This window comes from Desulfoscipio geothermicus DSM 3669, assembly GCF_900115975.1.
GTDB lineage: Bacteria > Bacillota > Desulfotomaculia > Desulfotomaculales > Desulfallaceae > Desulfoscipio > Desulfoscipio geothermicus.
This window is the reverse complement of record NZ_FOYM01000006.1, coordinates 48,683-68,735: the sequence shown is the minus strand read 5'-3', so window position 1 is coordinate 68,735 and position 20,053 is coordinate 48,683. Positions and strand designations below refer to the sequence as shown.

Sequence of the window (20,053 nt, the reverse complement as noted above, 5' to 3'; positions counted from 1 at the left end):
GGTAAACCATGGGGTTTTTCGGTAAGCTGAAGGAAAGCCTGATTAAAACACGGAAAAATTTTGTGGAAAAAATCGACCAGATTGTGACGGGCCGCAAAGCAATCGACGAAGATCTGTACGAAGAATTGGAAGAAGCGCTTATCCAGGCTGATGTAGGCATTGATGCCGCGGTGGAGATGGTGGAGAACCTGCGCAGCGAGGTTAAAAAACGCCACATCAGCGATGCGGAGGAATTGCGGGCCTTGCTGAAAGAACAAATACAGGCCATACTTGGCGAAGAAACTCCTTCTCTGAATGTTGATGCCGATAAACCGGCCGTAATTATGGTGGTGGGGGTGAACGGCGTGGGTAAAACCACCACCATCGGGAAGCTGGCGCACTATTTCAAGGAAAATGGGAAAAGCGTGCTTTTAAGCGCTGCCGACACCTTCCGGGCGGCAGCCATTGACCAGCTGGAAATTTGGGGCAACCGGGTGGGGGTGCCGGTAATTAAACACTCCGAGGGATCCGACCCGGCTGCCGTGGCCTATGATTCGCTGCAGGCCGCCAGGGCCCGGAAAGCGGATGTGGTTATCGTGGATACCGCGGGCAGGCTGCATACCAAGAGCAACCTGATGGAGGAATTGAAAAAGGTGCACCGGGTGCTGGGCCGGGAAATGCCGGGCGCTCCGCATGAAGTGCTGTTGGTGCTGGATGCGACCACCGGGCAGAACGCCATCAACCAGGCCAGGCTCTTTAATGAGGCCGTGGGGGTTACCGGCGTGGCCCTGACCAAGTTGGACGGCACCGCCAAGGGCGGGGTAATCATAGCCGTCAAGCAGGGTTTGGAGATCCCCATTAAAATGATCGGTATAGGCGAGGGGATGGACGATCTGCGTCCCTTTGATGCCAAGGAATTTGTGGAGGCCCTGTTTGACCGGGAAAGCCGGGCCGAGGAACAGGTGGTATAAGCGAGTGAAGCATACTCGCTTTTCTTGTTGTTAAGGAAAGTATATGCGAAAAAGGTGCCTGTCCCCTTTTTCTTGTGAAAGGAAAACATGGAAAAAACGCGAATAGTAGGTAATGTTAAACGTTATGCTAACATTAAAAAAACGGAGGTTTGTCATGACTGTACGCATTGCCATTATCGGCGGTACCGGGGTTTACGACCCCAATATTCTCACGGATATCACCGAGGAAAAGGTGGATACACCCTTTGGCTTGGTAAAGGTAAAGGTGGGCGGTTACCAGGGTAAACGGGTGGCCTTTATGGCCCGGCACGGCGAGGACCATTCCGTACCGCCGCACCTGATTAATTATCGGGCCAACGTTTACGGATTGCATATGCTGGGGGTCAAAAACATATTTGCCACCGCAGCGGTGGGTTCTTTGAATTCCGACATGAAGCCCAAAAATTTTGTTTTTGTGGACCAGTTTCTGGATTTCACCAAGTCCAGGCCGCAAACATTCCTGGAAGAAGGGGTCATTCACCTGGATATGACCGATCCCTATTGTCCCAGACTGCGCCGGGTGCTGCAAGAGGCGGCGCAAAAGCACGGGCTGCCCTATCATAAAACCGGCACATATGTTTGTACTGAAGGGCCCCGGTTTGAAACGCCGGCGGAAATTCGCATGTTCAGCCAGCTGGGCGGGGACCTGGTGGGTATGACCAGCGTGCCCGAGGTGGTGTTGGCCCGGGAGGCGGAAATATGCTACGCCACCATTGCCATGGTCACCAATTTTGCCGCGGGAATTTCCCCGGACCGGCTGTCGCACCAGGAAGTGGTGGATATCATGGACGAAAATGTGCACAACCTGCGAAAACTGGTGATGGAGGCCATTGCCGCTCTTGATGAGGATGCGGACTGCCCGTGCCACCGGCATCCCCAGGACCCGTCCGCGGTGAAATAACTCCGGTGCCGGGTGTTGAATCGTAGTTTTGTTGAAAGATGAAAGCTGTTGAAAGGATGTCGCAAATGGAAACAATGCGCTGGGTTGACGGGCGACTGGAGATTCTGGATCAGACGTTGCTGCCGGAAACTGCGGAATATATCAAATGCGAGCACTATGAAACCGTCTGTGACGCCATACGCCGGCTGAGCGTGCGGGGCGCGCCGGCCATCGGCGCCGCTGCCGCTTACGGACTGGCCCTGGGGGCTAATGCCGTGCAGGCCGCAAGCAGGGAAGTATTTATCACCGCCGTGGAGAAAATCGCCGGCGATCTGGCCGCCACCAGGCCCACCGCGGTAAATTTGCAGTGGGCCCTGGACCGGATGCTGGAGACGCTGCGGGGGAACACAAACGATAATATCAACGACCTCAAGAAAGCGCTACTGGAAGAAGCCCACGCCATTTATCGCGAAGACCTGGAAAGCAACCGGCGGATGGGCGAATTCGGGCAAACCCTGTTTCCCGACAATGCCGCCGTATTGACGCACTGCAACGCCGGAGCCCTGGCCACGGCGGGTCTGGGCACTGCCCTGGGGGTCATCCGGGCGGCACACAAAGCCGGAAAAAATGTGCACGTTTATGCCGATGAAACCAGGCCGCTGCTGCAGGGTGCCCGCCTGACCACCTGGGAAATGCTGCAGGAGAATATACCGGTTACGTTATTAACGGACAATATGGCCGGGTATTTAATGGCGCAGGGCAAAGTGGACCTGGTTATCGTGGGGGCCGACCGCATTGCCGCCAACGGCGACGTGGCCAATAAAATCGGTACATACGGTGTGGCGGTGCTGGCCCGGGAACACAACATTCCCTTTTACGTGGCCGCGCCCATGTCCACCATTGATTTTAATATCGCAAGCGGCCGGGATATTCCCATAGAAACGCGGGACGAGCAGGAAGTTACGCACATTGCCGGTAAAAGGGTGGCCCCGGAGGGGGTTAAAGTCTGGAACCCGGCGTTCGACGTCACCCCGGCCCGCCTGGTCACCGCCATCATCACCGACCGGGGCGTGGCCCGCCCGCCTTATATCGATTCGCTGGCCGCGCTGGCGGGGAAGGAATAAAGAATGGTCACGCAAAAAGTAGGGTCCCGGTTGTTCTCCGCTGCGTTCAGAATCTACGCGCCGACGGGAATTTAGCTTGCCTCGGACCGGCTCCGGCGGTCCTGTATAATGCGCGCAACGTGGTTGTGAGAACAACCGGCCCTGTATAAATAATGCTCTTATGGCGGAAACACAAATTAAAGGAGTTGATCTCTTGTCCGACTATGTAATCCGGGACATCAACCTGCACGAACAGGGCAGGCTTAAAATAGACTGGGTACGGGCCCACATGCCCGTGCTAAACGTAATCCGCGCGGAATTTGAAAGAGAGAAGCCGTTCCGGGGGATCAGGGTGGCTCTGAGCATTCACCTGGAAGCCAAAACCGCTTACCTGGCCGAAGTGCTCCGGGCCGGGGGGGGCGATGTGGCCATTACGGGTTCCAACCCTCTTTCCACCCAGGACGATGTGGCTGCCGCCCTGGCCCATGCAGGGATCAAGGTTTACGCCTGGTATGACGCCACCGCCGAAGAATACGACCGGCACCTGCGCCTGGTGCTGGCCAACCGTCCCCATGTAGTGATAGACGACGGAGGAGATTTGGTGCACTTGCTGCATACCGACCTGCGGGAACAGGCCGGGGAGGTGCTGGGCGGTGCCGAAGAAACCACCACCGGGGTGCTGCGCCTGCGTGCCCTGGAGCGGGCCGGGCAGTTGTTGTTTCCCATGATTTCTGTCAACGATGCCCGCTGCAAGCATCTATTCGACAACCGGTACGGTACGGGGGAGTCCGCCTGGGCCGGGATACTGCGTACCACCAACCTGGTTACGGCGGGTAAAACCGTGGTGGTTTTCGGGTACGGCTGGTGCGGCAAAGGGGTGGCCATGCGGGCCAAGGGCCTGGGGGCCGATGTGATTATTTGTGAGGTGGATCCCGTTAAGGCCATTGAAGCTTATATGGACGGTTTCCGGGTTATGAAGAGCGAGCAGGCCGCCGCCGAGGGCGATATTTTCATTACCGTCACCGGATGCCGGGATTTGCTGCGCGCCGGGCATTTCCGGCGGATGAAGGACGGGGCCGTCCTGGCCAACGCCGGTCACTTCGACGTCGAGATCAACATACCGGAACTGGAGCGGGTTTCCGTTTCCCGGCGTACCGTGCGTAAAAACATTGAGGAATTCATGCTTCCCGATGGTCGTCGCCTGTACCTGCTGGCTGAAGGCAGGCTGGTGAACCTGGCGGCCGGTGACGGGCACCCCGCGGAAATAATGGACATGTCCTTTGCCCTGCAGGCCCTGTCAGCGTTGTACATTGTGCAGCGCGGTAAAGAACTGGAAAAGAAAGTGTACAACGTACCGCCCGAACTGGATGCGCGGGTGGCCGAGTTAAAATTAAAATCACTGGGTATAGAAATAGACCGGCTTTCGGAAGAACAGGTCAAGTATATCAATGAATGGCAGTTTGAGTAACAGTACGGGAGCGGAACAGCTATGTCGGTGACAGCGGAAAAAGTAAAAGAGCAGGTTTTAAAGACAGGATTGCGCATGGCCGGCTCCGGTTTGGTGGCGGGCACCTGGGGCAACATAACGGCCCGGGTGCCCGGTGAACATATTTTCGTGGTAACCCCCAGCGGCATTCCATACGATGCCATGTCCAAGACGGACCTGGTGGTGGTGGACGGCGGGGGCCGCGTGATAGAGGGCGAGCGCCGGCCGTCCACGGAGTTGAAATTGCACCTGGCGGTGTACAACGCCCGCCCCGATGCGGGCGCGATAGTGCATACGCATAGCGTCTACGCCAGCGCGCTGGCGGTGGCCGGTAAACCGCTGCCGCCCATCCTGGAGGACCAGGTGCAATTGGCGGGCGACGAAGTGCCGGTGGCCCGTTATGCGCGGGCGGGCACGAGCAACCTGGCCGCCGTGGCGGTGGAAGCGCTGGGTCAAAACAACGCCGTGCTGCTGGCCAACCACGGTCTGGTGGGTATTGGGCGTACTGTGGAAGAGGCGTTTACAGTCTGTCAGGTGGTGGAAAAGGCGGCCCGGGTTTATACTTTGGCGGAATTGCTGGGCCGGGCGGCGATTATTCCCCCCGGTGAGGTGGTAGCCCTCCGGGATGCATATTTGACCGCTTACGGCCAGCCCCGACAAGGATAGAGAGCCGGCCCGGCGCAAGACAAAAAATGGTTGTAGTTGCTGTTTGTTGTTTATTGGAATATATTAATATTGCAGTTAGTTTAAATAAGTTTAAGTCTGACCCCGTAAAAGGAGGGTGTTATGTCGAAGCTGCTGATTAAATGTATGGCTGTTTTAACTATGGATGGCGAAGGGGAGATTATCCGCAACGGGGAAATTGCGGTGCAGGATAATGAAATATCCCACGTGGGGCCGGCCGGTTCCACGCCGGAGGATTTTGTACCGGACCGGGTGTTGGACTGTCCCCGGATGATGGCCATGCCCGGCTTGATTAACTGCCACACCCACGCGGCCATGACGCTGCTCAGAGGATATGCCGACGACCTGCCCCTGATGCAGTGGTTGAAAGAAAAAATCTGGCCCCTGGAGGAGCACCTGACGCCGGATGACATCTACCGGGGCACGTTGCTGTGCTGCGCCGAAATGATTCGCGGGGGCACCACCACCTTCGCCGATATGTACGATGCCATGGGGCGGGTGGCCCAAGCGGTGGATGAGTCCGGGATGCGGGCCGTGCTCAGCCGGGGCATGATCGGTTTCGGCCCCAAGGCCGACCGGGCTTTCTCGGAAAGTGTGGAGTTTATCAAAGAGTGGCACGGCGGCGCCGGCGGGCGGGTCACCGCCATGTTCGGGCCCCACGCTCCCTACACCTGCCCGCCCGAGTATTTGAAAAGGGTAATAGAGGCGGCGAAGGAACTGGGGGTGGGAATTCACATTCACCTGGCCGAAACCCTGGATGAAATAAAGGAAATTAATGAGCGGTACGGCAAGTCACCCGTTGCTCTGATGGAGGAAGTGGGGCTGTTTGAATTGCCCGTGCTGGCCGCCCACTGCGTGCACCTGGACGACAACGATATTGAAATCATGGCCCGGCGCCGGGTAGGCATTGCCCACAATCCCCAGAGCAATATGAAGCTGGCCAGCGGGGTGGCCCCGGTGAGCCGTTTGCTGGAAGCCGGGGCGGTAGTCGGCCTGGGCACCGACGGCGCGGCCAGTAACAACAATCTGGATATGCTGGAGGAAATCCGGGCCGCCGCGCTGCTGCAAAAAGTGCATACCGGCGATTCCAGAGCTTTGCCGGCCTATACGGCCCTGCTTATGGCTACCGCCGAGGGGGCCCGGGTGCTGGGCATGGAAGATACCATTGGCCGCATTAAACCCGGCCTGCGGGCCGATATAATATTGTTGGATATGCATAAACCGCACCTTTACCCTTTGTTTGACCTGTACGCCCACGTGGTGTATGCCGCGGCTTCGTCGGACGTGGACACGGTGATTATCGACGGCCGGGTAGTTATGGAAAACCGCCGTATTCTGACGCTGGACGAGGACGCGGTACTGGAGGAAGCCCAGCGTACCGCTGAATCACTGGTAAGCAGAAAGGAGGCCAAAGTCAATGGCTAAAAAGGTGGCTATTTTGCTGGAAGAAATGTACAACGAGTACGAGTTTATCTACCCGTACTATCGCTTTAAGGAAGCGGGTTGCGAAGTAACGGTGGTGGGCACGGGCAGAAGGGAGGCTTACCCCAGCAAGGTAGGATTGCCGGCCAAAGAAGATGTTTCCGCCGTGAACGCCGATCCCGCGCAATTTGACGCGGTGATTATCCCCGGCGGGTTTGCTCCGGATTTCATGCGCCGCGACCCGGCCATGGTCAATCTGGTGCGCAAGGTGTACCAAAAAGGCGGCGTAGTGGCATCCATCTGTCACGGCGGCTGGATGCTGGCTTCGGCGGGAATATTAAAAGGCAAAAAGGCGACGTCTTTCTTTGCCATCAAGGATGATCTAATCAATGCCGGTGCAGAATATGTTGATCAGGAAGTGGTGGTGGACGGCAACCTGGTCACCTCCCGCATGCCCGACGACCTGCCGGCCTTCTGTCGCGCTGTTTTAGGAAAAATAGGTTAATATTTGGATACTATTATTTCTTGGCGCTGCTTAAAAGTAAAGGCCCTGACCAAAATGGTCGGGCCTTTAAAAATTTTGCATTAAGTTATAAAAGGGGAATGGCTCCTTTTGGCTTTTTTTAGTGTTCCAGCCCTTTTTCCGCAGTATCCCCGCAGCAGCTGCCCGGCGTGCAGCCCTGATTTTCCGGTTTACTGCCGCAGCATGCGGAAGAACCGCGCAAGTCCGCCGGTGCGCCCACCGAGTTGGGCAGGAAAGGCTTGGAGATCAATTTGGTCAATTCTATTCCTCCGCATTCCGGGCATTTAAGCTGTTCGTTTTCTTTAGCAGGGAGGGTAAGGGCTTCAAATACTTTACCACATTTGCACTTATATTCAAAAATGGGCATAGTTCATTCTCCTTTCCTGGGTAATTTTTTCACGGAGATATGTTTTTCGACGTTGCTTTATAAAATCCTTCTTCTAATATATTTAAAGGTTAGCGGAGCCATGGGGACGGTTATAAGGTACGGGGACACACCTCCTTCGGAGGAACGTCCCCAACGTATGAATGTCCCCAACTAAGGAATGTCCTATCCCGCTCTTTCAAAAAAATAAAAAAACTTTAAATTTTTAATTTATCAGATAGTTATGTATTGACAATTTAGTCAAGTATGATAATATATAAATATACATGTATATACAAGTAAATACAAAAATTTAAAAGCATAAAATAAGGGGGAAGTTTTCAAATTGATAATTATTGGAGAGAAAATTAATGGAACGATCCCGAGCGTAAAAAAGGCTATAGAAAACAAGGACGAAGAGCATATTCGTAATCTGGCCGTTAAGCAGGTTGAAGCAGGCGCCGACTATCTTGACGTATGTGCAAGCACTGCTCCGGAGATTGAAGCTGAAACTTTAAAATGGCTAATGGACATTGTTCAGAATGCCGTCGATAAACCCTTATGTATTGACAGTCCCAATCCAAGAGTAATTGAACAGGTTTTCAAGTACGCAAAGCAGCCTGGCATCATTAACTCGGTATCTGAAGAAGGCGAAAAGTGTGAAGTTATTTACCCCATGATTCAGGGGACGGAATGGCAGGTTATTGCCTTAACCTGTGATAACAAGGGCATTCCGTCTGATGTTCCGACAAGGGTTGATATAACCAAAATAATGGTAGAAAAAGCCCAAAAGTATGATATAACCCCCGACAGAATCCACATTGACCCACTGGTAATGGCGCTATCAGCAGATAACCAGTCATTTTTAAACTTCATTGAGACATTAACAACTGTAAAAAAACTCTACCCCACAATTAAAGTAACCTCAGGCTTAAGTAACATTTCCTTTGGCATGCCCCTAAGAAAAATTATTAACCAACACTTCTTAACCATTGCAGCCTATGCGGGCATGGATTCGGCCATCCTTGACCCATGCAACAGAGATATATTAACCACCCTTCTGGCAACTGAAGCATTACTCGGGCGCGACAGGCATTGCAGGAATTTTGCCAATGCTTATCGGAAAAACAAAATTGGCCCAGATAGAAGTGCCGTTAAATAAACATTTGACAAGTAAACAGTTAGCAAAAGACAAGCCTTTCCAGCACAAGAATATATTTTTTTGCGTAACTTGTATGTACAAGTATGTACAATATAGTCAGGTTTTATGCAAAGGCTGAGAAAGAACCAAACCAACGCTTTTATTATTTACCGATGAATACGCACAAAAATTAGCTTATATGAGGGGGGGATAATAAGCATCAAGCAGTAAGAGCAACCAGCAAACGCAAACGGATTATCTAACAACTACTATACTAAAGGGGGACTTACAAATGTTGGATATGCAAGTATTAACTCAGGCCGTAGGAGATCTCGACGAACCAAAGGTGTTAGGAATGTTAAAAGAATTTGTAGCTGCGAACCCCGGCAGCGAAGAAGCCGCAGCGGTGGTAAACGCATGTCAGCAGGGAATGGCCATAGTCGGTGACCTATTTGACGCGAAAGAGTACTTTGTCGGTGATTTAATTTTTGCCGGGGAATTACTTAATGCGGCAATCGATATCTTAAAGCCTGTCATAGGTGGGGAAAGCACCGCCAAAGTGGGGAAAATTGTTCTTGGCACGGTTGAAGGTGATTTACACGACATCGGTAAAAATATTTTTAAGAGCATGTCAGAAGCAGCCGGTTTTGAAGTCATCGACCTGGGCATCGACGTTCCCGCCGGCACTTTTGTGGAAAAAGTAAAAGAAATAAAGCCGGAAATCGTGGGCATGAGCGGCGTGCTTACCCTCGCCCTGGATTCCATGAAAAAAACAGTGGATGCGCTTAAAGAAGCCGGATTGCGCGATGGAGTTAAAGTAATTATTGGCGGGAACCCTGTTACAGAGGAAGCATGCAGGGCTATCGGTGCGGACGCTTTCACAACCAACGCCGCCGAAGGCGTTAAAATATGTCAAGGGTGGGTGAAATAGTATGACCGACGTAATGGCTTTGGCCCGGGAAAGAACACAATTGTTCCGCGATGTGATTGACGGTAATATCCCCAAAAGGGTGCCCATTTTTGTGAGTTTTTCCATCGAATTTGCTATTCAGTATGCTGGAAAAAACCTGATGGAAGCCCAATGGGACACCGGCCAGCTTGAAGAAATATTTGATCAAATATGCCGGGATTTCTACTCGGACTTGCTTCCTGTGAACGCCTTCAGATTCCCTTCCTTCTACAGACTGCTGGGGGCAAGAAATTTTGTGATGAGCTCCAATGGTTTTTTGCAGCACCCCGAAGTTGAAGGGTTGTTGCAGGAAGAATACGATGATTTCATTGCCTCCCCCTACAACTGTATCATCGAGAAAATACTGCCGCGTATATATACTGAACTTGATACCGATGCCAGTACAAAAGCACTGGCCCTGGCCAAAGCATTTAAAGCTTTCCATGACGAAATGGGCACTGCCATAATGATCTACGGCAGGCTGAACCAAAAATATGGCTATGGTGACGTAAATTTCTTTGCAGGGTTTACCGAGGCGCCCTTTGATTTTATTTCCGACCAGTTAAGGGGCTTTAAAGGTATTTCAACCGATATAAGAAGAGTTCCGGATAAAGTGGAAGCGGCGGTGGAAGCAGCAACTCCGCTGATGATCAAAGCCGGGATGCAGCCATTTCCGTCAAAATACAATGCCACTTTTATCCCGCTGCATATGGCGCCGTTTATGCGCACTAAAGATTTTGAGAGATTTTACTGGCCTACATTCAAGAAACTGGTTGAAGCGCTGGCCGAAGCGGGACACCCTTCAAATCTTTTTGTTGAGCATGACTGGATGCGCTATCTTGATTACCTGTATGAATTACCGGAAAACACAATCATGAGATTTGAATACGGCGACCCCAAACTGGTTAAAGAAAAACTCGGCAAAAAACACATTATTGCAGGTTTCTATCCAGTTTCATTGCTCAAAACCGGAACCAAGCAGCAGTGCATTGACAAGGCCAAGGAACTTTTAGATATTCTGGCGCCGGGCGGCAGGTATTACTTTGATTTTGATAAGGTTCCGATTACACTGGACAGCGTGAATGTGGAAAACGCGCGTGCGGTGTTGGAGTATGTGGCCGCCAATGCTAATTATTAGGGGAGGGTTGGGTATGAATACAAAATATTATAAAACCTGGGAACAGTATCGGGCGGAGCATCCTGAAATCGACGAAAAACAAGCCAAGGTAATGGCTCCCAAAATGCAGGGTTATGAGGAAATGATGTTTTCATTCATTATGTTCCTGTTAATGTAATATTTTAGCAGCGGGTTGGTTTACCCCGGTTAATACAGAGAGAGCCCCCGTCTCTCTGTATTATTTTTACTTTTTTAGCCCCGCGGGAGATACATGTTAAAAATTACTCAAAAGGGTTGAATATAAATATGAATGAAAGTTTAAAAACAGTGCTCTCGCCATATCGCTGGGTGATCCTGGCCATCATGTGGTCTGCCGTGTGTATCGGGCTTGCCGCACAGTTTCAAGTAGCAGCTCTGGCGTATAAGATTATCCCCGATTTCCAACTGACATCCGGGCAGTATAGCATGGTCCTAACCGCGCCCATGTTGGCAGGTTTATTTTTTAGCTTTGCGGCAGGCGCCTTGGCTGACCGGTGGGGCGTCAAAAGAGTGGTTGCAGTAGGATTTGTTTTTTCTATAGCAGGAGCGTTTTTCCGATTTGCCGCCGACAACTTCTTGGAGTTGTTTGCCCTGATGTTCCTGGCCGGGATCTGTCCCGGCTTCTTGAATGCTAACGTATCAAAGCTTCTGGGAGCATGGTTTCCCAAAGAGCACATGGGCATCGCTATGGGTATCTATTTTTCTGCCACCGGTGTCGGCATGAGTATCGCTTTAGCCACATCAGCATTGTTTCCCACAACTAAAAGCGCCTTCATTACTGCAGGTTTAGTCATGCTGGCAGTATGGATTTTATGGATGGTGTTCATTAAAGCCAAGCCTGAGGGAGCGCCTGATCTGCCGGTTATGCCCGTGACTAAGTATATCGGTGTTGCTGCCAGGAGCAGAAACGTTTGGCTGGTGGGTGTGGCATTGATGTTTTTTATGGGCTCTTCCATGGCATTTTCCGGGTTCCTACCAAATGCATTACATAATGTGCGTGGGATGAGTCCGGTAACGGCCGGTTTTATGACGTCTTTAATCACGTTTGGTACCATTGTCGGCAGTATCTTAGGGCCTGTCGTCTCCAACCGCATTGGCAAAATGAAGCCCTTTTTGGCATCTGTAGCAATTTTGGGAGCGATGGCCGGGTACTCTGCCTGGGTTGCGCCCCAAGGGGCGGCCATGCCGGTGCTGCTTGTCGTTCTCGGCATCATGTCGGGAATGTGCGCACCGTTGCTTATAGCATTTCCGATGCTGCTTCCGGAAATAGGCCCCGTTTATGCCGGAAGCGCCGGAGGAATCATCGGTACCCTTCAGGTTATCGGAGCTGTCTTTATCCCATCTTTTGTTATTGCTCCGTTGGCGGGTCAGAACTACAACCTGTTCTTCTCCCTGGGCAGTTTGTGCTTTTCCCTCGTGAGCGTTGTGGTCTTGTTGCTTCCTGAACTGGGCGCCAAGCTCCGGGCTAAAGCCGGTGCTGACTTTGCCGAAGCCACCTGATAAAAGGAGAAGCTGTGTCGGGAAGCAGGGGGAACTTTCCTGTTCCCCCTCCCTTATACTTAAGCCGCGCAACTTGGTTTAAACTCGGCATCTTCAATAGTGGGCCGGACCGGCATCCTATAGTTGACAAAAAGATTTACTAAATTTATGATGAGAATTAGTATATGGTTGTATATACGTCTCGCATTGTTACCGCAGGTTTTCCGGTTTAACCTAAATATTAAACTTGGCTTTGTTACTACATTGCTTACGGGGATGATTTTTGTGAGTGATGCGATTATTGCCTGCCAAACACTGCATGATGAATTGAATTTGGCCATGCACGAAACCGGATGTCGGCCTCCGGTAATTTGGGTAGAGTCTGATTACCATAACGACCCCAACCAATTAAGGGCAAAACTGCAGGAAGAAATAGATAGCCTGAAAAACATAGATAACATTTTGTTTGTCTATGGTTGCTGCGGGAACGGTCTGGTAGGTTTAAAGGCCTCAACGGCTAACCTGATTATCCCTAAGACGGAAGATTGTATATCTATGGTACTAAGCCGGCCTGATGAAAAATTTGAACGCCATAAACAGACATATTTTTTAACCAAAGGTTGGATGGAAGGTTCTAAAAGCATATTTGTGGAATACGAGCACGCGCTAAAACGTTATGGCGAAAAAAGGACCAAAAGATTGTTTGAAGTAATGCTTAAGCACTACCATTATTTTATGCTTATAGACACCGGAGCTTATAATCTGGAGGACTGTTTAAGAAAAGCTGAAGAGTTGGCCCAAAACACTGCCCTGGAACTGGTTATGGCTAAAGGTGACATTTGGTTCCTGAAAAAGCTGTTGACGGGACCTTATGATGAAGACTTTTGCGTTGTCCCCAAAGGCGGAACGGTAAGTATTACTCACCTCGGATTGGCGCATACAGTACCAGCCCATCAGGCTATATAAAGTCAAGCAAAACTCCAATGTTATGTTTAACGGAGGGCAGAATGAAAGATTTGGGAAAAAAGGAAAGGTTATTAATAAGGCTTGTGGAACAGTTGGACGAAGAGAATGTCGTTAAATTAGCCGACGAACTGTTAAATGACGGTATGGATCCACTTTACCTGCTGGACCTGGTAAACGAAGGCATGAACCGGGTAGGTAAACTTTATGAGTGCAAGGATTATTATATAGCTGATTTAATTATGGCAGGACTTATTTTCAAACAAGTGCTGGAATTGGATAAAATGACTACCCATTTTTACGTTAAACATAATAACAAAATTGGCAAGGTTCTTCTTGGCACTGTAAAAGGGGATATCCATGATATTGGCAAGGATATTTTCAGGGGGATGTTGGAGGCAAACGGCTTTGAGGTTATTGACCTTGGGGTGGATGTGCCCAAAGAATTGTTTTTAAAAAAATATGAGGAATACAAACCGGACATTTTGGGGCTTAGCGGAGTGTTGACCAATACCGTCGATACAATGAAAGAGGTAGTAGATGCTTTTGTAGAAGCCGGGGTCAGGGACAAAGTCAAGATTATTGTTGGCGGCAACCATCTCACAGAAGAAATCTGTAAATTTATTGGGGCGGATAACTTTGCCAACGACGCTTCGGTTGGGGTTAAAGTTTGCAAAGAGTGGATGAACGGCATTAAAGAACAGGGAGTAATTGATAATGGTTAGTCCGGTTTACCTAAGAATAGTTGAAGATATCAAGAAGAAGATAAACAGCGCCGAATTAAAACCGGGTGATACCGTACCATCAGAAAAAGCATTATGTGATGAATATGGCGCCAGCCGGATGACTGTGAGAAAAGGTCTAGCCGTTTTAGCTAACGAAGGATACATTTATTCTATTCCGGGGAAAGGTAATTTTGTTCGGAAACCTGAGCTTAACAAATATACCATATACTACGACGAGAAGAACAACTCTATTAACAGTGTTGATCAAACAAAACTGTTAGAAGTTAATATTATTATGCCGGATGAAAAGTTGGCCAGTGATCTGCAAATTACCAAAAACAAAAACGTTATTATGATTCGCAGGCTGTTCTATACAGATGGCGCCCCCGTAGCATATGACGTTAAATATTTACTTTATCAAAAAGGGATGCCTATTGTAGAAAAGGAAATTGAACATGCAACTTTTCCCGAAATGTTATCTAAAAAAGTTCCTCTTTTTGCGTTGAAGAAAGAACTGGTAATTTATTCCGCAGTGCCTGGTGATGATATAAAAAGATATTTAAATATTTACGACGGGCTCGCCTTATTGGTTGTTGAGCAGAAACTTTATAACACTGAAAACAAGCCAATGGGCCTGGGGATAACTTATTATCGGGGAGACTATATTAAATTACAGGGAATTAGTGAATGAAATTCCAAGATGATTGGATGGGGGTTGAAAAGCTGCATCAGTTACCGGTGCAGTTTAGTTTTTTCCGGCTACGCCACGGGGACGGTTCCATCGTCTTCCCTTCGGCCCTTCGCTGCGCTTCGGGGACGCTTGAACCGTCCCCATGGCTCCGCTAACCTTTAAATTACTCTAGTGTTAGGGGGATTTACCTTGAAAGGCTATAAAGTGATTTTCCAACCCGGAGATTTGGAAATAGAAGTATTGGCAGGCAGCACCATTATGGAAGCTATAAACGAGGCTGGATTTGATGCTGATTTTCCTTGCGGCGGCAGGGGAAAGTGCGGAAAATGCCGGGTGAAGATTTTGGCGGGTGCGGGCGAACCGACCGCTGTGGAGCAGGAAATCCTTAAGGAAAAAGAATTGGAAGACGGAATTCGCTTAGCTTGCTCAACCAAAATCCACGGTAATATTACCGTGGAGCTGCCTGAACAGCTGCAGCACAATATTTTGATAACCTCAGGGCAAAGGGCATTTCAGGTTGAGCCGCACTTAAACAAAATATTTGTTGAAGTTGAGAAGCCTTCGCTGGATGCTCAGCGGTCAGATTGGCGTCGTCTGAAAGATTGCCTGGCTAAACACGGGTATAATCATTCCGATTTAGAAGTGCCGGTTTCCCTTTTGCGCCAGCTGCCGGGAACCATTCGAGAGGCCGAGCATTGCCTTACTGCAGTTATGTATGGCAATAAAGTAGTGGGAATCGAGGAGCAAGATACCACGGGGACCATGCTGGGCATGGCTTTTGATATTGGGACAACTACTATCGTAGGATATTTGCTGGACATTTATTCCGGGAATGAGTTAGGTGTGGTATCGACGCTTAACCCGCAGGCGAAGTTCGGCGCAGATGTTATTTCACGTATCACCTTTGCAAACCAGGAAAAAGACGGGCTTGAAAAACTGCATGCCGTTGTGTTAGAGGCAATAAATAAACTTATTGGGGAAGCGGCAGAAAAAGCCGGAATAAGCAGAAAGCATATCTACGGGATATCCATTGTGGCAAACACCTGTATGAATCATCTTTTTCTTGGTATAAGCCCCCGGAATGTCGCGGTATCACCATATGTATCAGCTATCAGTGAACCCTTGGTGATAAATGCCAATGAACTGCAAATTGACATTAACCAGGCAGGTAAAATCATCGTGCTGCCCAATATTGCAGGTTTTGTCGGAGCGGACACAACAGCGGTGCTCTTGGCTACAGAAATTGACCGGAGTGATGATATCAAGCTGGTCATAGATATTGGTACCAACGGGGAAATTGCTCTAGGCTCAAGAGAAAAAATAGTTGCCTGTTCTGCCGCGGCCGGGCCTGCCTTTGAAGGAGCCCAGATAAGCAGCGGCATGAGGGGCGCCACCGGAGCCATTGACCATGTTTATTTTGGGGATAAACTTGAATATTCTGTAATTAGAGGGGGCAGACCCCTGGGCATTTGCGGTTCTGGTTTGCTTGATACGGTGGCGGGATTGCTGGAATTGGGTATTATTAATAAGAGGGGAAAAATATTACCTTTTGAACAATTAACAAATAATGCGGCACAAGGATTTAAAGACCGTCTTACGAAGTGCGAAGGTGAAGCCGCTTTTCTTCTTGCAGACGCAAGTAAAACCGGACACGGCAGGCCGATTATGATTACCCAGAGTGATATTCGGGAACTTCAGTTGGCCAAGGGTGCAATAGCGGCAGGTGTTAGGGTTTTGATGGAAGTTTATGGTATCAAGGCCGGCGAAATCAAAGAAGTTCTATTGGCCGGGGCCTTTGGGAATTATTTAAACCCGCACAGCGCATGTATGATCGGATTAATTCCGCTGGAACTGGAAAGTAAAATCAAAATGGTCGGCAATGCCGCGGGTACCGGGTCCAAATTAGCTTTACTATCGTTAAGTGAGTATCGCCGGGCAGCTGGTATAGCTGGTTCTGTTAAATTTGTTGAATTAGGCAGTTATCCCAAATTTAATAGTATTTTTGCAGAATGCACGTATTTTAAAACCATTTGAGACTTTATTTGGGTTGGCCACACCTTATTATTCTAAAGCCTGAATAGAAAAGGATGGAAGCAAAGTTATGACAGAGCCGAAGATTTGGGAAATTACATTGCCGGATGTGACTGTAGAAGATCTTTTCCAAGCAGAAGGGGCTGATTACAGCAAACGTCCTCCCCGTCCAAGTACGGTGGAATTACACCGCCAGTTATTGGCGGAAGCCACCGCTTTAGTCCGCCCAACCGTGATTTGGCGTGAGGTTGATATATTGGGTGCCCGAGAGCAGGAGCTTTTTCTTGAGGAAGGGCAAAAGTTAACCAGCGGACTTTTGGTGAGGGTGGCGGGAACTGCTGATAAGTTAATTATTTTCGCGATGACCGTCGGAAGTGCATTAGACGATCGTGAGGATTACTATAGTAAGGCTGGGAAAACGTTGGAAGCTTTTGCCCTTAGTGCGGCCGGAACAGCATATATTGTCAAAAGCAGTAGTTCATTAATGGATAAAATCAAGGAGCATTACCGTAACGCAGGCCTGAAAACGACCTTTCCCATGGGTCCCGGACACTCATACTGGCGTTCGCTTGAAGATATGCAAACTATCTTTCACTTTCTTAAAGCTGAGCAAATTGGCCTTCGTCTGACAGATTTAAACTTAATGATGCCCCGCAAATCAATTGCCATGGTAGCCGGAGTGGGACGCAACCTACCGGACTTTAAGGGGAAAACTCATTGTGATTTCTGCAGCTTACTAAAAAAATGCCAGCTAAGCCATTTTGGACAAAAATGTTAACACTTGGGTTATGTTTAAAAAAAATTACAGAAAGAAATGCAACAAAAACCCGTCCTTACCTTTCTAACAGGGGGTACGGGTTTTTATTCGCCTTCTTGAAATTTTTTTACAGTTTTTAATTTTTTTATTACTCCTTAATCTTACAACTTTCTGAGTTAGTCTCGTGTCTCTTTAAAAAAATCGGTAGTTTTTAACATTTGGCGGTCTTCGGCCGCAGCCTTTAGTTGATCCGCGCACCCCTGATCCCCTGGGGCTTCGCATAATTCTTCCAGTTCTTCCGTTGTAACATCTCGTAGATCTTCGGCATCAAAGGTTCTTAATTTACCGGCAGTGACTTTCCTTAATTCACTTGCCCGAATAGAACGTAATTTACCGGCCTTGGGCATGATATTCCCCCTTAAAACCATTTATCAAGCATATTCTTTTATAACACTTACTATTAAAACAGCTTTTCCGTTTAGGGAGGTATTTATGTTATATTTGACTTTTTTTAGAGACAAAAAAATATATTTTTTTAAAATTTAGGTAAAAAACGAAAATATATTTTGCCTGGCCGGATGAGGATATGTTACACTGTGGAAAGGTCATTTGACGGGTAAGATAATTTATGATAAGAAGATTTACGGTTGAAAAGATAATTACATGTGATCTTAAGTATGTAACGCTTTTTTTATCGCATGTATGCAGGAAAAGGAAAATCATTCTTTGAGAGGAAAACCAGGTGATGGATCAAAAGCAAGAAGAGGTTCGTACAACGGTTGATTCTAGGAATAATAAGTTCAGGAAACTGGGTGCAGGTTTTATTGTATTGTCATTTATTTTATATGGCTTAATTTTAGTTGTGCCGTTTACCCCTTTTTCCACCGGTGTGAAAGTAGGCATTTCTACGGCGCTTGCTGTTACAGGTGAAGTGTCATTTTGGGTCGGTGGTTTAATTTTGGGCAAGGAAGTTGTTGTCCGGTTAAAAAAATATATTAACCCTGTACGCTGGTTTAAAAGATGATAGCAAAGTGCTGTTTAAACGATACCTGGCAAACGCAAATAACCGGCGCCGTGTATAGAGAAGGCCCTTGCTTTGGGTATGGCAAGGGCCTGTATCAGTAAACCGGTTCTTATTTGCCCCGGATACTTTTTAGCACCGTCTTGGCGCTGGTGGCGGCGAAACTGAAAAATCCCTTATGCTTTTTAAGCACGTCGTCCAGGGCGTTGAGCACATAATCCAGCTCCTCCCCGGTTACGGTCAAAGGCGGTTCCATTCTTATTACATTGGGGTTGTTTAAAGTATAGGCGGTAATGATGCGGTGCCGGTTCAACAATTCGCCGGCCACCATGCTGCCCAGGTATTCATGGGAAAGTTTCGACGCCAGTCCCATGGTGGCCTTGTTGGTCAGGCCGCCCGGCTGGGCCAGCTCTATGCCGATTAAAAGACCCTGCCCCCGTACTTCCTGCAGCAGGGGGTATTTTTTTTGCAAATCCCTCAGGCCGGAGATAAAGTAAGTGCCCTTTTCCGCCGCCGCGGCGGGCAGCTTTTCTTTGACCAGCACCTCTATGGCCGCTATTCCGGCCGCGGCGGCCCAGGTGTTGCCGCCGAAAGTGGAGGTATGCAGAGTGGCTTTTTCCACACTGCCGTACGCTTTTTGCCAGATGTCGTCGTTGGTGATGAACGCGCCGATGGGCATGATGCCCCCGCCCAGGGACTTGGCCAGGCACATGACATCCGGCTCCACATTTTCATGCTGGCAGGCGAACATGGCCCCGGTCCGGCCAAAACCGGTCTGGATTTCATCGGCGATGAAAAGGGTGCCGGCATCCCGGCAGGCCCGGGCTGCCTCGGAGAGGTAGCCCCGGGGCGGCATATTAATGCCCCCTTCGCCCTGAACGGGCTCCACGATGAAAGCTGCGGCTTGATACTTCCGCAGGGCCTTGCGCAGTGCATCAATATCGCCGAAAGGCACCTCCCGGCAATCGAAAAGCAGGGGCTCGAAAAGTTCGCGATACTTTTCCCTGCCCGTCACGGACAGGGCACCGAACGATTTGCCGTGGAAAGAGTTGCGGCAGTAAATGAATGTCTTTCTCCCCGTGGCGGCCCGGGCCAGTTTGAGAGCGCCTTCCACGGCCTCGGCGCCGCTGTTGCACAAAAAGGATCTTTTTAATTTACCCGGGGTGATTACGGCCAGGTTGTGCAGCAGCGCCGCTGTTATGGTCGGAATACTGGCTTGCAATATATTGGGTAATTCCCTGACTTGCTCCACGGCCTCGATAACCCGGGGATGGTTATGGCCTATGTTCAGCGAGCCGTATCCACCCAGGAAATCCAGGTAAGCGTTCCCCTCGCTGTCCCATACCCGCGTTCCTTCAGCCCGGACAAATTGCCGGTCAAAGTTCAATATGCCCATCAGGTTTACCAGGCCGGCATTGCCGTAATTTTTATGCAAGGACCGGACTTCATTCCTCTGTAAGGCCACCGCGTTATCCAGAGTTATAATCAATTCAGGTGAAATTATGGAAACCTGTTTTTCAGAGATCAAAATTTCATCCCTCCCGGTTGTGCAAATTTTTGTGCACAATTTAAATTTATCATTACACATTTATTTTGTCAATTTTTAGTAGCGCTAAAAAGTCTTATATTTTGCGTAAAAAGGGGGCAGGCACCTTTTTCAAAAAGCGAAAAATGAGCCAGTCCCCTTTT

General features: G+C 49.3%; 21 protein-coding genes. 18 read left to right on the top strand and 3 right to left on the bottom strand.

Going from position 1 to position 20,053, the window contains the following annotated elements:
* Positions 1 to 8: 8 nt before the first annotated feature.
* The 7 genes from ftsY (at position 9) to BM299_RS05050 (ending at position 7,069) form a co-directional block, all read left to right on the top strand.
* Entirely contained in the window at positions 9 to 950 is a 942-nt protein-coding gene (gene ftsY, locus BM299_RS05080; protein WP_092482383.1) for a signal recognition particle-docking protein FtsY, read from the top strand.
* 154 nt (positions 951 to 1,104) lie between these two features.
* Positions 1,105 to 1,890, top strand: coding sequence for an S-methyl-5'-thioadenosine phosphorylase (mtnP, locus tag BM299_RS05075; RefSeq protein ID WP_092482382.1), 786 nt, complete (start codon positions 1,105 to 1,107; stop codon positions 1,888 to 1,890).
* 38 nt (positions 1,891 to 1,928) lie between these two features.
* Positions 1,929 to 2,993 (top strand): S-methyl-5-thioribose-1-phosphate isomerase, encoded by a 1,065-nt coding sequence (mtnA, locus tag BM299_RS05070; RefSeq protein WP_281246356.1) that lies wholly within the window; start codon positions 1,929 to 1,931, stop codon positions 2,991 to 2,993.
* Positions 2,994 to 3,186: 193 nt separating this feature from the next.
* Positions 3,187 to 4,440, top strand: a complete 1,254-nt coding sequence (locus BM299_RS05065) for an adenosylhomocysteinase (protein ID WP_092482380.1) — start codon at positions 3,187 to 3,189, stop codon at positions 4,438 to 4,440.
* A 21-nt stretch (positions 4,441 to 4,461) separates the two neighbouring features.
* Complete coding sequence (locus tag BM299_RS05060) at positions 4,462 to 5,124, top strand: class II aldolase/adducin family protein (RefSeq protein ID WP_092482379.1); 663 nt, start codon at positions 4,462 to 4,464, stop codon at positions 5,122 to 5,124.
* A gap of 120 nt (positions 5,125 to 5,244) precedes the next feature.
* Positions 5,245 to 6,567, top strand: coding sequence for an amidohydrolase (locus tag BM299_RS05055; protein WP_092482378.1), 1,323 nt, complete (start codon positions 5,245 to 5,247; stop codon positions 6,565 to 6,567).
* Positions 6,560 to 7,069 carry a type 1 glutamine amidotransferase domain-containing protein gene (locus tag BM299_RS05050; protein ID WP_092482377.1) on the top strand — a complete coding sequence of 170 codons (510 nt, stop codon included), beginning with the start codon at positions 6,560 to 6,562 and terminating at the stop codon, positions 7,067 to 7,069. Before BM299_RS05055 ends, BM299_RS05050 begins: the two co-directional genes overlap by 8 nt.
* A 118-nt stretch (positions 7,070 to 7,187) precedes the next feature.
* On the opposite strand, the gene BM299_RS05045 is transcribed toward BM299_RS05050, so the two are convergent.
* A complete protein-coding gene (locus BM299_RS05045) occupies positions 7,188 to 7,454 on the bottom strand; it encodes an FmdB family zinc ribbon protein (RefSeq protein ID WP_092482376.1) in 267 nt (88 codons plus the stop codon).
* 343 nt (positions 7,455 to 7,797) lie between these two features.
* Between BM299_RS05045 and BM299_RS05040 the strand changes: the two genes are divergently transcribed.
* From BM299_RS05040 to BM299_RS05000, 10 genes are all read left to right on the top strand, one after another.
* A complete protein-coding gene (locus BM299_RS05040; RefSeq protein ID WP_092482375.1) occupies positions 7,798 to 8,613 on the top strand; it encodes a methyltetrahydrofolate cobalamin methyltransferase in 816 nt (271 codons plus the stop codon).
* A 271-nt stretch (positions 8,614 to 8,884) separates the two neighbouring features.
* Positions 8,885 to 9,523, top strand: a complete 639-nt coding sequence (locus tag BM299_RS05035; RefSeq protein ID WP_092482374.1) for a cobalamin B12-binding domain-containing protein — start codon at positions 8,885 to 8,887, stop codon at positions 9,521 to 9,523.
* A 1-nt stretch (position 9,524) separates the two neighbouring features.
* On the top strand, positions 9,525 to 10,679 hold the full coding sequence (locus BM299_RS05030; protein WP_092482373.1) for a uroporphyrinogen decarboxylase family protein: 1,155 nt from the start codon (positions 9,525 to 9,527) through the stop codon (positions 10,677 to 10,679).
* A 13-nt stretch (positions 10,680 to 10,692) separates the two neighbouring features.
* Positions 10,693 to 10,836 carry a hypothetical protein gene (locus BM299_RS19235; protein ID WP_165608188.1) on the top strand — a complete coding sequence of 48 codons (144 nt, stop codon included), beginning with the start codon at positions 10,693 to 10,695 and terminating at the stop codon, positions 10,834 to 10,836.
* A gap of 128 nt (positions 10,837 to 10,964) precedes the next feature.
* Complete coding sequence (locus BM299_RS05025) at positions 10,965 to 12,197, top strand: MFS transporter (protein ID WP_092482372.1); 1,233 nt, start codon at positions 10,965 to 10,967, stop codon at positions 12,195 to 12,197.
* Positions 12,198 to 12,452: 255 nt separating this feature from the next.
* Complete coding sequence (locus BM299_RS05020; protein WP_092482451.1) at positions 12,453 to 13,142, top strand: DUF1638 domain-containing protein; 690 nt, start codon at positions 12,453 to 12,455, stop codon at positions 13,140 to 13,142.
* A gap of 41 nt (positions 13,143 to 13,183) precedes the next feature.
* Positions 13,184 to 13,864, top strand: a complete 681-nt coding sequence (locus tag BM299_RS05015; RefSeq protein WP_092482371.1) for a cobalamin B12-binding domain-containing protein — start codon at positions 13,184 to 13,186, stop codon at positions 13,862 to 13,864.
* Positions 13,857 to 14,555 (top strand): GntR family transcriptional regulator, encoded by a 699-nt coding sequence (locus tag BM299_RS05010; protein ID WP_092482370.1) that lies wholly within the window; start codon positions 13,857 to 13,859, stop codon positions 14,553 to 14,555. The genes BM299_RS05015 and BM299_RS05010 overlap by 8 nt, the downstream gene beginning before the upstream one ends.
* A gap of 189 nt (positions 14,556 to 14,744) precedes the next feature.
* Positions 14,745 to 16,589 (top strand): ASKHA domain-containing protein, encoded by a 1,845-nt coding sequence (locus BM299_RS05005; RefSeq protein ID WP_092482369.1) that lies wholly within the window; start codon positions 14,745 to 14,747, stop codon positions 16,587 to 16,589.
* Between the two features lie 67 nt (positions 16,590 to 16,656).
* Entirely contained in the window at positions 16,657 to 17,364 is a 708-nt protein-coding gene (locus BM299_RS05000) for a Vitamin B12 dependent methionine synthase activation subunit (RefSeq protein WP_092482368.1), read from the top strand.
* Positions 17,365 to 17,519: 155 nt separating this feature from the next.
* Here the strand turns inward: BM299_RS05000 and BM299_RS04995 are convergent, their stop codons facing one another.
* Complete coding sequence (locus BM299_RS04995; RefSeq protein ID WP_092482367.1) at positions 17,520 to 17,750, bottom strand: hypothetical protein; 231 nt, start codon at positions 17,748 to 17,750, stop codon at positions 17,520 to 17,522.
* 338 nt (positions 17,751 to 18,088) lie between these two features.
* On the opposite strand from BM299_RS04995, the gene BM299_RS04990 reads away from it, so the two are divergent.
* On the top strand, positions 18,089 to 18,367 hold the full coding sequence (locus tag BM299_RS04990) for a transporter suffix domain-containing protein (protein ID WP_245779659.1): 279 nt from the start codon (positions 18,089 to 18,091) through the stop codon (positions 18,365 to 18,367).
* A 109-nt stretch (positions 18,368 to 18,476) separates the two neighbouring features.
* On the opposite strand, the gene BM299_RS04985 is transcribed toward BM299_RS04990, so the two are convergent.
* Positions 18,477 to 19,892, bottom strand: a complete 1,416-nt coding sequence (locus BM299_RS04985; RefSeq protein WP_245779653.1) for an aspartate aminotransferase family protein — start codon at positions 19,890 to 19,892, stop codon at positions 18,477 to 18,479.
* Between the last annotated feature and the right edge of the window lie 161 nt (positions 19,893 to 20,053).